Annotated in this window: 16 protein-coding genes; 15 read left to right on the top strand and 1 reads right to left on the bottom strand. The window is 73.1% G+C overall.

Annotation, left to right across the window (positions count from 1 at the left end; translation table 11 throughout):
* Positions 1-139 precede the first annotated feature (139 nt).
* The 3 genes from DLJ47_RS10995 to DLJ47_RS11005 all read left to right on the top strand — a co-directional run bounded on the left by DLJ47_RS10995 (position 140) and on the right by DLJ47_RS11005 (position 3,661).
* Positions 140-796 carry a response regulator transcription factor gene (locus DLJ47_RS10995; RefSeq protein ID WP_088995523.1) on the top strand — a complete coding sequence of 219 codons (657 nt, stop codon included), beginning with the start codon at positions 140-142 and terminating at the stop codon, positions 794-796.
* A gap of 169 nt (positions 797-965) precedes the next feature.
* A complete protein-coding gene (gene ffh, locus DLJ47_RS11000) occupies positions 966-2,522 on the top strand; it encodes a signal recognition particle protein (RefSeq protein WP_109899941.1) in 1,557 nt (518 codons plus the stop codon).
* Positions 2,523-2,581: 59 nt separating this feature from the next.
* Complete coding sequence (locus tag DLJ47_RS11005) at positions 2,582-3,661, top strand: amidohydrolase family protein (protein ID WP_109899942.1); 1,080 nt, start codon at positions 2,582-2,584, stop codon at positions 3,659-3,661.
* A 33-nt stretch (positions 3,662-3,694) separates the two neighbouring features.
* Here the strand turns inward: DLJ47_RS11005 and DLJ47_RS11010 are convergent, their stop codons facing one another.
* The gene (locus DLJ47_RS11010) at positions 3,695-4,312 is read right to left on the bottom strand and encodes a TetR/AcrR family transcriptional regulator (protein WP_109899943.1); all 618 of its coding nucleotides are present in this window, start codon (positions 4,310-4,312) and stop codon (positions 3,695-3,697) included.
* A 104-nt stretch (positions 4,313-4,416) separates the two neighbouring features.
* Between DLJ47_RS11010 and proS the strand changes: the two genes are divergently transcribed.
* The 12 genes from proS to DLJ47_RS11070 all read left to right on the top strand — a co-directional run bounded on the left by proS (position 4,417) and on the right by DLJ47_RS11070 (position 12,853).
* Positions 4,417-5,832: a proline--tRNA ligase gene (gene proS / locus DLJ47_RS11015; protein WP_109899944.1), complete on the top strand. Its 1,416-nt coding sequence runs from the start codon at positions 4,417-4,419 to the stop codon at positions 5,830-5,832.
* Positions 5,833-5,996: 164 nt separating this feature from the next.
* The gene (locus DLJ47_RS11020) at positions 5,997-6,644 is read left to right on the top strand and encodes a DUF402 domain-containing protein (protein ID WP_109899945.1); all 648 of its coding nucleotides are present in this window, start codon (positions 5,997-5,999) and stop codon (positions 6,642-6,644) included.
* A 274-nt stretch (positions 6,645-6,918) separates the two neighbouring features.
* Positions 6,919-7,377 carry a 30S ribosomal protein S16 gene (rpsP, locus tag DLJ47_RS11025; RefSeq protein WP_088995517.1) on the top strand — a complete coding sequence of 153 codons (459 nt, stop codon included), beginning with the start codon at positions 6,919-6,921 and terminating at the stop codon, positions 7,375-7,377.
* Complete coding sequence (locus tag DLJ47_RS11030) at positions 7,352-7,612, top strand: RNA-binding protein (protein WP_172899384.1); 261 nt, start codon at positions 7,352-7,354, stop codon at positions 7,610-7,612. The genes rpsP and DLJ47_RS11030 overlap by 26 nt, the downstream gene beginning before the upstream one ends.
* Positions 7,613-7,614: 2 nt before the next feature.
* Positions 7,615-8,172, top strand: coding sequence for a ribosome maturation factor RimM (gene rimM, locus DLJ47_RS11035; RefSeq protein WP_199235783.1), 558 nt, complete (start codon positions 7,615-7,617; stop codon positions 8,170-8,172).
* A 19-nt stretch (positions 8,173-8,191) separates the two neighbouring features.
* Positions 8,192-8,965, top strand: coding sequence for a tRNA (guanosine(37)-N1)-methyltransferase TrmD (trmD, locus tag DLJ47_RS11040; protein ID WP_109899947.1), 774 nt, complete (start codon positions 8,192-8,194; stop codon positions 8,963-8,965).
* A gap of 143 nt (positions 8,966-9,108) precedes the next feature.
* Positions 9,109-9,465 (top strand): 50S ribosomal protein L19, encoded by a 357-nt coding sequence (gene rplS / locus DLJ47_RS11045; RefSeq protein WP_109899948.1) that lies wholly within the window; start codon positions 9,109-9,111, stop codon positions 9,463-9,465.
* A gap of 183 nt (positions 9,466-9,648) precedes the next feature.
* Positions 9,649-10,521 (top strand): signal peptidase I, encoded by an 873-nt coding sequence (gene lepB / locus DLJ47_RS11050; RefSeq protein WP_109899949.1) that lies wholly within the window; start codon positions 9,649-9,651, stop codon positions 10,519-10,521.
* A gap of 10 nt (positions 10,522-10,531) precedes the next feature.
* Positions 10,532-11,167, top strand: a complete 636-nt coding sequence (gene lepB, locus DLJ47_RS11055; protein ID WP_109899950.1) for a signal peptidase I — start codon at positions 10,532-10,534, stop codon at positions 11,165-11,167.
* A gap of 83 nt (positions 11,168-11,250) precedes the next feature.
* Positions 11,251-11,727 (top strand): NUDIX hydrolase, encoded by a 477-nt coding sequence (locus tag DLJ47_RS11060; protein ID WP_109899952.1) that lies wholly within the window; start codon positions 11,251-11,253, stop codon positions 11,725-11,727.
* Positions 11,721-12,533 (top strand): ribonuclease HII, encoded by an 813-nt coding sequence (locus DLJ47_RS11065; RefSeq protein ID WP_109899951.1) that lies wholly within the window; start codon positions 11,721-11,723, stop codon positions 12,531-12,533. Before DLJ47_RS11060 ends, DLJ47_RS11065 begins: the two co-directional genes overlap by 7 nt.
* Positions 12,530-12,853, top strand: coding sequence for a DUF2469 domain-containing protein (locus DLJ47_RS11070; RefSeq protein ID WP_007075222.1), 324 nt, complete (start codon positions 12,530-12,532; stop codon positions 12,851-12,853). Before DLJ47_RS11065 ends, DLJ47_RS11070 begins: the two co-directional genes overlap by 4 nt.
* The last annotated feature ends 17 nt before the right edge of the window (positions 12,854-12,870 follow it).

The following is a 12,870-nucleotide window of genomic DNA, read 5'->3' on the forward strand; positions in this document are numbered from 1 at the left end:
CGGGCGGCGGTGGGGGAGCGGGGCACGGCCTGGCTGGCATGCGGGAGCGGGTCACCGCGCTCGGCGGCGAGCTGGCCGCCGGCCCGCGGCCGGGTGGCGGGTTCCGGGTCGCGGCCCGGCTGCCGGTGGAGCCGGTCCGGTGATCCGGGTGCTGATCGCCGACGACCAGGACCTGGTCCGGCTCGGGCTGCGCGCGCTGGTGGAGAGCGAGGACGACCTGGCGCTGGCCGGCGAGGCGGCGGACGGGCTGCGGGCGGTGGAGCTGGCCCGGCGGGAACGCCCGGACGTGGTGCTGATGGACGTCCGGATGCCGGGCGTGGACGGCATCGAGGCCACCCGACGGATCGTCGCCGACCCCGGGCTGGCCGCCACCCGGGTGGTGGTGCTGACCACCTTCGAGCTGGACGAGTACGTCTTCGACGCGCTGCGGCACGGGGCGAGCGGCTTTCTCACCAAGGACACCCGGCCGGCCGAGCTGCTGCGGGCGATCCGGCTGGTGGCGGCCGGTGAGGCGCTGCTCTCGCCGTCGGTCACCCGGCGGGTGGTGCGCGAGTTCGCCGCCCGGCCGGCCCGGGTGCCGCGACCGCATCCCCGGCTCGACACGCTCACCGACCGGGAGCGGGAGGTGGTCGGGCTGGTCGGCGAGGGGCTCAGCAACGCGGAGATCGCCGACCGGTTGGTGGTCAGCCCGGCGACCGCGCGTACCCACGTCAGCCGGGCGATGGTCAAGCTCGGCGCCCGGGACCGCGCCCAGCTCGTGGTCTACGCCTACCAGTCCGGCCTGGTCGAGCTCTGACCGGCGGGCCGCCCGGCACCGGTCGGCGGCTGCCCGCCCGCCGGCAAGATCGCCGGGAGTGCGCGGTGACGCGCCGGCCGGGGTGGTGGGCGGCTACCCTAGCGGTGGCCGGGTGTCCCGCACCCGCCGGCCCGTTACCCGCCGGAACCCCGACAAACAGGATGTTCGCGTGTTTGACACCTTGAGTGACCGCCTCTCCGGGATCTTCACCAAGCTCCGCGGCAAGGGTCGGCTCACCGACGCCGACATCGACGCCACCGCGCGCGACATCCGCCTCGCGATGCTGGAGGCGGATGTCGCCCTGCCCGTGGTCAAGGGCTTCATCGCCCGGGTCAAGGAGCGGGCGCGCGGCGCGGAGGTGTCCCAGGCGCTCAACCCGGCCCAGCAGATCATCAAGATCGTCAACGAGGAGCTGGTCAACGTCCTCGGCGGCGAGGGGCGGCGGCTCCAGTTCGCCAAGCAGCCGCCGACCGTGATCATGCTGGCCGGTCTGCAGGGTTCGGGTAAGACCACCCTCGCCGGCAAGCTGGCCCGCTGGCTCAAGGCGCAGGGGCACCAGCCGCTGCTGGTCGCCGCCGACCTCCAGCGGCCCAACGCCGTCGGGCAGCTCCAGGTGCTCGGTGGCCGGGCCGGCGTCGAGGTGTACGCCCCGGAGCCCGGCAACGGCGTCGGCGACCCGGTGCAGGTGGCCCGGGCGTCGATCGAGCACGCCAAGCGGGCCGCCCGGGACATCGTCATCGTCGACACCGCCGGCCGGCTCGGCATCGACGCCGAGATGATGCAGCAGGCGGCCGACATCCGTGACGCGGTCGACCCGGACGAGGTCATCTTCGTCATCGACGCGATGGTCGGTCAGGACGCCGTCCGCACCGCCGAGGCGTTCCGCGACGGCGTCGGCATCACCGGCGTGGTGCTCTCCAAGCTCGACGGCGACGCCCGCGGTGGCGCGGCGCTGTCGGTCCGGGAGGTCACCGGCCAGCCGATCCTGTTCGCCTCTACCGGCGAGAAGCTGGAGGACTTCGACGTCTTCCACCCCGACCGGATGGCCAGCCGGATCCTCGGCATGGGCGACGTCCTCACTCTGATCGAGCAGGCCGAGCAGGCCTTCGACGCCGATCAGAAGGAGAAGATGACCGCCAAGCTGATGGGCGGCGAGCAGTTCACCCTGGAGGACTTCCTCGACCAGCTCATCGCGGTCCGCCGGATGGGCCCGATCGCCAACGTGCTGGCCATGATGCCCGGCATGGGGCAAATGAAGGACCAGCTCGCCGAGCTGGACGACAAGCACTTCGACCGGGTCACCGCGATCATCCGGTCGATGACCCCGGGCGAGCGCAGCAACCCGAAGATCATCAACGGTTCCCGCCGGGCCCGCATCGCCAACGGCTCGGGGGTCACCGTGATGGACGTCAACCAGCTGCTCAACCGCTTCGCCGACGCGCAGAAGATGATGAAGCAGATGGGCGGCATGATGGGCCTGCCCGGCGGCGGCCGGCGCAAGGCGACCAAGTCGCCGAAGAACAAGCGCAAGGGCACCAAGGGCGGCAACCGGCCGCGCGCCGGAGCGGGCGCCGGGATGCCGGGCGGATTCCCGGGCGGCATGCCGCAGCTCCCGCCGGGGATGGACCCGAACGACCTGGCCGCCGGCCAGGGGCTGCCCCCGGGCTTCAAGCTGCCGAAGATCGACTTCAACAAGCTCGGCAAGGGCGACAACCGCCCCCGCTGACGGCGCGGCGGGGCGGGCTGCCCGCACCCGACGGGGAATGATCCGGTAGGACTGTGCACATGGCTCTGCATGTGCGCGGTGTGCTGCTCCCCGACGACGAGGTCCGGGACATCTGGCTGGTCGGCGACCGGGTCACCTTCGAACCGGTGCCGGGCGCGGAGACCATCGCCGACGGCGGCTTCGTGCTGCCGGGGCTGATCGACGCGCACTGCCACATCGGCATCGCCCGCGGCGGCGCGCCGATCACCTCGCTCGACCAGGCCCGGGAACTGGCCCGGGTCGACCGGGACGCCGGGGTGCTGGCGATCCGGGACGCCGGCTCGCCATACCCGTACCCGGAACTCGACGACGACCCCGAGCTGCCCCGGCTGGCCCGGGCCGGCCGGCACGTCGCCCCGCCCAAGCGCTACCTGCGCGACATCGGCGTCGAGGTCGGCGCGGCCGAGGTGGCCGCCACGGTGACCGAGCAGGCCCGGGCCGGCAACGGCTGGGTCAAGCTGGTCGGCGACTGGATCGACCGGGGCGTCGGCGACCTGGCGCCCGCCTGGGACGCCGCCACCATGGCCGCCGCCGTCGAGGCCGCGCACGCCGCCGGGGTGCGCGCCGCCGTGCACACCTTCTCCGAGTCGGCGGTCGAGATCATGGTGCGCGCCGGGGTGGACTCGGTGGAGCACGGCACCGGGCTGAGCCTGGACCTGATCGACGAGATGGCCCGGCGGGGCACCGCGCTGGTGCCCACGATGATCAACATTCAGACCTTCGGCGGGATCGCCGACCAGGCGCGGGCCAAGTTCCCCGGCTACGCCGACCACATGCTCGCGCTGCGGGACCGCTTCCCCGAGGTGGTGCGGTCCGCGTACGAGGCGGGGGTGCCGATCTACGTCGGCACGGACGCCGGCGGGGGCATCGACCACGGCCTCGCCGCCGAGGAGATGCTGCTGCTGCACGAGCGGGCCGGCATGCCGGCGGTGGACGTGCTCGCCGCCGCCTCCTGGGGCGCCCGCGACTGGCTGGGCTTTCCCGGCCTGGTCGAGGGTGGCCTGGCCGACCTCGTCGTCTACGCCGAGGACCCCCGCGCCGACCTGCGCGTGGTCCGCAACCCGAGCCGGATCGTCCTGCGCGGCCGCCCCATCCGCTGACCCCGGGGATCCGGGTCGCCGCCGGAGTCTTGGTCAACCGGCTGAGTGGGGGATGATCGCGGCGCGGGTGAAGAGGTGGACGGCCAGGTCGGCCAGGGCCCGGGCGGTCTGGTCGACGCTCGCGCCGGGCAGCACGATGTGGCTGACCACGAGGCGGACCACGCTGTCGGCGGCGAACCGCAGGGCGGCCCGGTCGGCGCCGGGCACCAGCGTGGCGACCCAGTCCAGCAGCGCGCCGTTCGCCTCGGTCAGCACCAGCCCGGACCGGGTGGTGAGGAAGGGCAGCAGCTCGTCGGAGCCGCCCCGCGCGCTGGTCAGGATCGCCTTGATCAGCGGGTTGGCGGCCGCCTCGGCCAGGGTGTGCCGGATCGCCGCGTACGCGCCGGCGCGCACGTCGCTGCCGTGTGCGACCAGGGCCGCCCGCACGTCGGCGACGAACTGGTCGACCTCGCGCCGGGCCAGCGCCTCGGCCAGCCCGGCCTTGCTGCCGAACTCGTTGTAGACGGTCTGCCGGCTCACTCCGGCGGCGGTCGCCACCGCGCCCATCCGCACGCTGTCCCAGCCTCGGTCCACGGTCAGCGTCCGGGCCGCGACGACGATCTGGTCCCGCAGTCGCAGTCGCTGGCGCCCGGCGTCCCGTACCTCGTTCATGGTGATCGAAGTCTACGGCCGGGCGGGGTGTCCGGCCCGACCCGAGCGTGGCGCGGGCCGCCCGATCGCGTCGGGCGGCCGGGCGCCGCATAGGATGTGCGGTCATGGCACGCGTGCTCACTCCCCGTGCGGAGGACTTTCCCCGCTGGTACCAGGACCTGATCGCCAAGGCGAAGCTGGCCGACAACGGCCCGGTCCGGGGGACCATGGTGATCCGACCGGCCGGCTACGCCATCTGGGAGCGGATGCAGGCCGAGATGGACGCCCGGATCAAGGCGGCCGGCGCGGAGAACGCGTACTTCCCGCTCTTCATCCCGGAGAACTACCTCAAGCGTGAGGCCGAGCACGTCGAGGGCTTCTCGCCGGAGCTGGCGGTGGTCACCCACGGCGGCGGCAAGCAGCTCGCCGAGCCGGTCGTGGTCCGCCCGACCAGCGAGACGGTCATCGGCGAGTTCATGGCCAAGTGGATCGACTCGTACCGGGACCTGCCGCTGCTGCTCAACCAGTGGGCCAACGTGGTCCGCTGGGAGCTGCGCCCCCGGATCTTCCTGCGCACCAGCGAGTTCCTCTGGCAGGAGGGGCACACCGCGCACGCCACCCGCGACGACGCCCGGGCGTACGCCCGGCGGATCCTGCACGAGGCGTACGAGGACCTGATGGTCAACGTGCTCGGCATCCCGGTGGTGGTCGGCCTGAAGACCGCCCGGGAGCGCTTCGCCGGCGCCACCGCCACCTACACCTGCGAAGGCATGATGGGCGACGGCAAGGCGCTCCAGCTGGGCACCAGCCACGAGCTGGGGCAGAACTTCGCCAAGGCCTTCGACATCAGCTACTCCTCGGCCGAGGGCGGCCGGGAGCACGCCTGGACCACTTCCTGGGGCACCTCCACCCGGATGCTCGGCGGCCTGATCATGTGCCACGGCGACGACAACGGCCTGCGGGTGCCGCCGAAGCTGGCGCCGGTGCAGGCGTACGTCATGGTGGTCAAGGACGGCGAGGGCCCTGGCGGCCCTGCGGAGGCGGCGAAGAAGCTCTGCGACGCGCTGCGCGACGCCGGGGTCCGGGTCGCGCTCGACGACCGCACCGACACCCCGTTCGGCCGCCGGGCCGTCGACGCCGAGCTGCGCGGCTACCCGGTCCGCGTCGAGGTCGGCCCCCGCGACCTGGCCGCCGGCAACGCGGTGGTGGTCCGGCGTACGGACGGCTCGAAGTCCCCGGTGCCGGTGGCCGACGTGGTCGGCGCGGTGCTGACCGCGCTGGAGGCTGACCAGCAGGCGCTGCACGACCAGGCGCTGGCCCACCGGAAGTCCCGGACCGTGGAGGTGAGCACCCTCGCCGAGGCGATCGAGGCGGCGGCCACCGGCTGGGCCCGGGTGCCGTGGTCGGCGGTCGGCGTCGAGGGCGAGGCGGAGGCGAACGGCCAGGGCGTGACGGTGCGCTGCCTGGTCCGCGCCGACGGCTCGGTGCCGGACAGCGAGGACGAGCCCGACCTGGTCGCCATCCTGGCCCGCGCCTACTGACCCAACCCGTCCGGCAGCCGGTCCCGCCTCGGCGGGGCCGGCTGCCGCGTCCTGCGGGGCGCGGCAGCGCTCGGCAGGGCCGGGTCCGTCCAGTGCTTCCCGGCGTCGGGTCCGCTTCTCGCGCGGCCTCCGGTGGCCGGCGCGGCCGCCGGTAGGGTCGCACCGTGAGGTTCGAACCGGGGCGGTTGATCGTGCACCGCAACGTGCGGCGCGGCCGGATCGGCTGGGTCCGCCCGGCCCGGGTGGTCAGCGACGACGACCGGGGTCTGCTGCTCTGGATCGCCCGGGACACCCCGGTGGCCAACGAGGTCACCGTGGCCGGGCTGGGCATGCGGGCGGTGCCGTTCGCCGAGTGGATCGCCGCGTCGTACCGGCTGGCGGTGGGCCGGTGGAACGGGCCGCCGCTGCTGAAGTTCCTGCCCACCGGGGCGGCCCACTCGGTCTGGTGGTTCCGCGACGCGCGCGACGAGTTCGCCACCTGGTACGTCAACCTCGAGGAGCCGGGGGTGCGCTGGGACGACGGCGGGCTCGCCGGGGTCGACGTGGTCGACCAGGACCTCGACGTGCTGGTCCACCCGGACCGGAGCTGGGAGTGGAAGGACGAGGAGGAGTTCGTCGAGCGGCTGGCGTACCCCGACGACTACTGGGTGGCGGACGAGAACGCGGTCCGGGCCGAGGGCAAGCGGGTGATCGCGCTGGCCGAGGCGGGGGAGTTCCCGTTCGACGGCACCTGGTGCGACTTCACCCCGCCACCGGACTGGACCGCCCCCGAGGCGTTGCCGGCCGGCTGGGACCGCCCGCCGGTGCGCTGACGGTCCGCTGACCGGTCCGCCGACCGTGGGCCGAAGGTGTGTTTTCGGTCACCTCGACCGCCCGCCGGGTGACCCGTGCCGGTCCGGTGTGAGAGATCCGGGTCGGATCTGGCAGAATGGCTGGCTGGTATCCGGCGTGTGCCCGGCGCCCTCTAACCCGGGCACGTCGCCAGTCCACCGAGAGTCTCCGGCCCAACCCCACTGTGCCGGTCGGCGCTCACCCGTGCACACCGCCCTATCGGGCCGGTGAGATCGCAACAGGAGCGAAACAACTGTGGCCGTAAAGATCCGGCTTCTGCGGATGGGCAAGATCCGCAACCCGCAGTACCGCATCGTCGTCGCCGACTCGCGCACCAAGCGCGACGGCCGGGCGATCGAGTTCGTCGGGATCTACCAGCCGAAGGAAGACCCTTCGGTGATCGAGGTCAAGTCGGACCGGGTCCAGTACTGGCTGTCCGTCGGCGCCCAGCCGAGCGAGGCGGTGCAGCGGCTGCTGGAGCTGACCGGTGACTGGCAGAAGTTCAAGGGCCTGCCGGCCCCGCCGCCGCTGAAGGTCGCCCCGGAGCGGGCCGACCGCACCGCGGCGTACGAGGCCGAGGCGAAGGCCGCCGCCGGGCTGGCCGAGGCTCCGGCCAAGCCGGCCAAGAAGGCCGCCAAGGCCGAGGCTCCGGCCGCCGAGGAGGCGCCGAAGACTGAGGAGCAGGCCGGTGCGGACTCCGGCGAGCAGGCCTGACGTGGCTCTGCGTCCGGCGCTGGAGCACCTGGTCAAGGGCATCGTCGACCACCCGGACGATGTCCGTGTCCGGTTGGTCGACAACCGCCGGGGCAAGCGGCTGGAAGTCCGCGTGCACCCGGAGGACCTCGGCACCGTGATCGGGCGGTCCGGCCGGACCGCCAAGGCCCTGCGCCAGGTGATCGGCTCCATCGGTGGGCGCGGCGTACGCGTCGACATCGTCGACTCGTACTGATGCTGCTCATCGTCGGCAGGATCGGTAAGCCGCACGGCATCCGCGGTGAGGTCACCGTGGAGGTGCGGACCGACGAACCCGAAGCGCGGTTCGCCCCCGGCATGGTGCTGCGCACCGAGCCGGGGGCGACGCCCTCGCCCACCCCGCCGTCCGAGGGGCCGGGGGTGCCGTTCCGGGTGCCCGCCGAACTGACCGTGGAGTCCGCCCGGTGGCACCAGGGCCGCCTGCTGGTCGCGTTCGAAGGCGTGCTGGACCGGGACGTCGCCGAGGCGCTGCGTGGCACCCTGCTCGGGGTGGACAGCGCCGACGTGGCCCCGCCGGAGGACCCGGAGGAGTTCCACGACCACCAGCTCGTCGGGCTCGCCGCGGTCACCCCGGCCGGCGAGCCGCTCGGCGAGGTCGCCCGGATCGACCACGCACCCGCCTCCGACCTGCTGGTGCTGCGCCGCCCCGAGGGGAAGACCGCGCTGATCCCGTTCGTCAAGGCGATCGTTCCCGAGGTCGACCTGGCCGGTGGTCGCGTGGTCGTCGACCCGCCAGCCGGTCTGCTCGACCTCTGACCCGCCGGAGCATCCCCGCATGCGCGTCGACATCGTGTCGATCTTCCCGGAGTACCTCGCCCCGCTGGAGCTGTCGCTCATCGGCAAGGCCCGGGCCAACGGCACGCTCCGGCTGGCCGTACACGACCTGCGCACCTGGACCCACGACGTGCACCGCACGGTCGACGACACCCCGTACGGCGGCGGACCGGGCATGGTGATGCGGCCGGAGCCGTGGGGTGAGGCGCTCGACGCGCTCGCGCCGGCGGAGCTGACCCCGCCGCGCCTGCTGGTGCCCTCCCCGGTGGGCGTCCCGTTCACCCAGGCGCTCGCCTACGAGTTGGCCGCCGAGCCGCACCTGCTCTTCGCCTGCGGCCGGTACGAGGGCATCGACCAGCGGGTGCTCGACCACGCCGCCACCCGGATGCCGGTGACCGAGGTCTCCCTCGGCGACTACGTGCTCTTCGGCGGCGAGGTGGCGGTGCTGGTGATCCTGGAGGCGGTCACCCGGCTGCTGCCCGGGGTGCTCGGCAACGCCGGCTCGCTGGATGAGGAGTCGCACGCGCACGGCCTGCTGGAGGCCCCGGTCTACACCAAGCCGCCGAGCTGGCGCGGCCTGGACGTGCCGGAGGTGCTCCGCTCCGGCGACCACGGCCGGATCGCCCGCTGGCGGCGGGAGGAGGGGCTGGTCCGTACCGCGCGCCGCCGGCCCGACCTGCTGGCCGCGCTGGATCCGGAGCGCCTGGACAAACGGGACGTCGCGGCGTTGGAGCGGGCCGGATTTCAGCCGCCACCGGGGGATGTGGCAAAGTAGAGGGGTTGCCGCATCCGGCCGCGCCGCGGACGGCTGCGAGGATCCCCGACCGGGGTCGGCGCCACCGATCACCACCCGAGGATCAGAATCACCCACCCGCGCACCGACTGACGGTGCGCCGTGAGCCTCACGAGGTTGTTGCGATGAACATCCTGGACGCCCTTGACGCCCAGTCGAAGCGGTCCGACCTCCCCGACTTCCGGGCCGGTGACACCGTCAAGGTGCACGCCCGGGTGGTCGAGGGCAACCGGTCCCGTGTCCAGATCTTCCAGGGCGTGGTCATCCGCCGCCAGGGTGACGGCCTGCGCGAGACGTTCTCGGTCCGCAAGGTGAGCTTCGGTGTCGGCGTCGAGCGGACCTACCCGGTCAACAGCCCGGCCATCGACCGGATCGAGGTCGTCACCCGCGGTGACGTCCGGCGCGCCAAGCTCTACTACCTGCGCGAGCTGCGGGGCAAGAAGGCCAAGATCAAGGAGAAGCGCGAGAAGCAGCCCAGCTGACTTCCGCTCGCCACGCCGCCCGAGCTGCGCGTATGTCGTACCACCCGGCCCGCACTACGCTGGGCGTACGGGCGCGGCGGGGCGGTCACCCCGCGACAGCGGCGGGGAGACGTCCACTACCGCCCGGGGAGCCTCGACGGGGTTCCCGGGCGGTAGTGTCATTTCTGCGGACCGGGGAGTGGCGTGGTGCAGACGCTTGACGAGGGCGGCGCGGTCGATCCGTGGCGCCGGCGGTCCCGCCGCGGGCGCCGGCAGATGCCGCTCTGGCAGGAGTTGCCGCTGCTCCTGGTCGTCGCGTTCTGCCTCGCGGTGCTGATCCGCACCTTCCTGCTCCAGGCGTTCTTCATCCCCTCCGGTTCGATGGAGGACACCCTCCTCGTCGGCGACCGGGTGCTGGTCAACAAGGTCGTCTACGACGTCCGCGACCCGAAGCGGGGCGAGGTGGTGGTGTTCCGGGGCACCGACCGGTGGGCCCCGCAGGTCGACGAGGAACCCGACCCGGGCTTCGTCGGCAAGCTCGGCCGCACGGTCGGCGACCTGGTCGGGGTGAGCCGCCCCGGCGAGAAGGACTTCATCAAGCGGGTCATCGGGCTGCCCGGCGACCGGGTGAAGTGCTGCGACGCGCAGGGCCGGGTGACCGTCAACGGCACCCCGCTCGACGAGACGTACGTGGTGCGCGACTCCCCGCTGGACATCCCACCGAACCCCCGCGAGTGCCGTTCCCGGCGCTTCGAGGAGGTGGTCGTACCGCCCGGGCAGATCTTCGTGATGGGCGACCACCGGCTGGTCTCCCAGGACGCCCGCTGCCAGGGCCCGGTGCCGATCGAGAACGTGGTGGGCCGGGCCTTCACGGTGGTCTGGCCGTCGTCGCGGTGGAACGCCCTCTCGGTGCCGGAGACCTTCGCCGACGTACGCGGACCGGCCGTGGCCGCCCCGGACGCGCCGCCGCCGGTACGGCCCACCCCGGAGGGCGGTGTCGTCCTGCTCCTCCCGCTCACGGCCGCGCTGTGGGGTTCTCGCGCGTTCCGGACGGTGACGTCCAGCCGGGCAACGTAGGCTCCATCCCGTGATTGACGAGCAGACCGACAAGCCCCGCAGCTCCTTCTGGAAGGAGCTGCCCATCCTCCTGGGCGTGGCGATCCTGGTCGCGGTACTGGTGCGTGCCTTCGTGCTGCAGACCTTTTTCATCCCCTCGCCGTCCATGGAGAACACGCTCCAGATCGACGATCGGGTGCTGGTCAACAAGCTGGTGTACGACTTCCGCTCGCCCCGCCGGGGCGAGGTCATCGTGTTCAAGGCGCCGCTGGAGTGGAGCAGCAACCCCGACGGCGAGGACTTCATCAAGCGGGTGATCGGCGTCGGCGGCGACCACGTGGTCTGCTGCGACCCGCAGGACCGGTTGGTGATCAACGGCAAGTCGCTCGACGAGCCGTACATCTTCTCCGCCGGCGGGCACCGGGACAAGCCGGCCGACCAGGAGTTCGACATCACCGTGCCGGACGGCCGGCTCTGGGTGATGGGCGACCACCGGTCCGCCTCCGGCGACTCGCTGGAGCACTGGCAGCAGTCCGGGCAGGACATCACCGTGGCCACCATCGACGAGGACGAGGTCGTCGGGCGGGCGTTCACCGTCTTCTGGCCGGTCAGCCGGGCCACCTGGCTGAGCGTGCCGAAGCAGTACGAGGGCATCCCGAACTCCTGACCGGCGGATCCGGCGCCGGCGCGCGGCGGGCCGATCCCGGCGGGGGCGTGGGCGTTGTCGGCGGCGTCTGGCAGGCTGGTGCGGTGACGGTCTACACCCCTCGGCGCGCGGCCCGCGTGCTGCTCGTCGACGCGGCCGGCCGGGTGCTGCTCTTCGCCGGCTTCGACCCGGCCCGGCCCGAGCACCGCTACTGGTTCACCCCGGGCGGCGGGCTCGACCCGGGGGAGTCCCCGGCGGTCGGGGCCGCCCGCGAGCTGGTCGAGGAGACCGGGCTGCGGCTGACCCCGGAGCAGCTCGGCGAGCCGGTCTGGCGGGACACCATCGAGTTCACCTTCGACGGGGTCTGGTACCGGCAGGAGCAGGAGTTCTTCCTGGTCCGGGTGCCCACCTGGGAGGTGGACACGACCGGCTTCAGCGACGTCGAGCGGGCCAGCGTCGACGGGCACCGCTGGTGGCCGGTCGACGAACTGGCCGGCGCCGGCGAGCGCTACTACCCGGTCGACCTGCCAGCGGTGCTGGCCCGGGTGCTGCCGGAGGTCGCCGGGGGTGCGCCGTGCTGACCCCGCCGCGCACCGTGGTGCGCCGCGAGGCCGGGCTCTACGCGCTGGAGCGGGCGCTGCAGCGGCGCGGCTTCCGGCACGTGGCCGGGGCCGACGAGGCCGGCCGGGGGGCCTGCGCCGGGCCGCTGGTCGCCGCGGCGGCGATCCTGCCCGAGGGGCGGCGCGGCGAGATCGACGGGCTCGCCGACTCCAAGCTGCTCACCCCGGCCAGCCGGGAGCGGGTCTACGACGAGGTGGTCGCCCGGGCGCTCGCGTACGCCGTGGTGGTCATCCCGGCCGAGGAGGTCGACGCCCGCGGCCTGCACGTGTGCAACCTGGCCGCGATGCGCCGGGCGCTGGCCTCGCTGGCCACCCGGCCCGAGTACGTGCTGACCGACGGCTTCGGGGTGGATGGCCTGGACGTGCCGGGGCTGGCCGTCTGGAAGGGCGACCGGGTGGCGGCCTGCGTGGCGGCGGCCAGCGTGCTGGCGAAGGTGACCCGGGACCGGATCATGGTCGAGCTGGACGGAGCCTTCCCCGGCTACGGGTTCGCCGAGCACAAGGGTTACATCACGCCGGAGCACAGCGCGGCGCTGCGCGAGCACGGGCCGTGCCGGGAGCACCGGTTCTCGTACGTCAACGTGGCCGCCGTGTCGGGGCGCGACGGCCGCCCACCGCGCTCGCGTCGACCGGTGGGCGTAAGCCCGGACGAGCCGATGGAGCACTTCGGCGCGCCAAGGGGTACCGTCGGCGTGGCGTTGGGCGAGCAGCCTCGGCCCTCGGCGCCGGTGGGGGAAGATGTGGTCATGGAAGGCGGAGTGCGATGAGCGCGGAAGATCTCGAGAAGTACGAGACCGAGATGGAGCTGCAGCTCTACCGGGAGTACCGCGACATTGTCCGCCAGTTCTCCTACGTGGTGGAGACGGAACGCCGCTTCTACCTCGCCAACCAGGTCGACCTGCACGTGCGCAACTCCGACGGCGAGGTCTACTTCGAGGTCGAGATGCACGACGCCTGGGTGTGGGACATGTACCGCCCCGCGCGGTTCGTGAAGAATGTCCGGGTGATGACGTTCAAGGACGTCAACGTCGAGGAGCTGGAAAAGCCCGACATCTCGCTGCCCGCCGACTCCGGCTTCGGCGGCTGACCCACCCCGTCGGCACC

Origin of the sequence: Micromonospora sp. S4605 (assembly GCF_003176715.1) — a bacterium.
GTDB lineage: Bacteria > Actinomycetota > Actinomycetes > Mycobacteriales > Micromonosporaceae > Micromonospora > Micromonospora echinaurantiaca.

Bases quoted from the DNA above. Each gene is read 5' to 3' on its own strand.
- DLJ47_RS11005 (WP_109899942.1), top strand. From the start codon at position 2,582: ATGGCTCTGCATGTGCGCGGTGTGCTGCTCCCCGACGACGAGGTCCGG.
- DLJ47_RS11010 (WP_109899943.1), bottom strand. From the start codon at position 4,312: ATGAACGAGGTACGGGACGCCGGGCGCCAGCGACTGCGACTGCGGGAC.
- proS (WP_109899944.1), top strand. From the start codon at position 4,417: ATGGCACGCGTGCTCACTCCCCGTGCGGAGGACTTTCCCCGCTGGTAC.
- trmD (WP_109899947.1), top strand. From the start codon at position 8,192: ATGCGCGTCGACATCGTGTCGATCTTCCCGGAGTACCTCGCCCCGCTG.
- rplS (WP_109899948.1), top strand. From the start codon at position 9,109: ATGAACATCCTGGACGCCCTTGACGCCCAGTCGAAGCGGTCCGACCTC.
- DLJ47_RS11070 (WP_007075222.1), top strand. From the start codon at position 12,530: ATGAGCGCGGAAGATCTCGAGAAGTACGAGACCGAGATGGAGCTGCAG.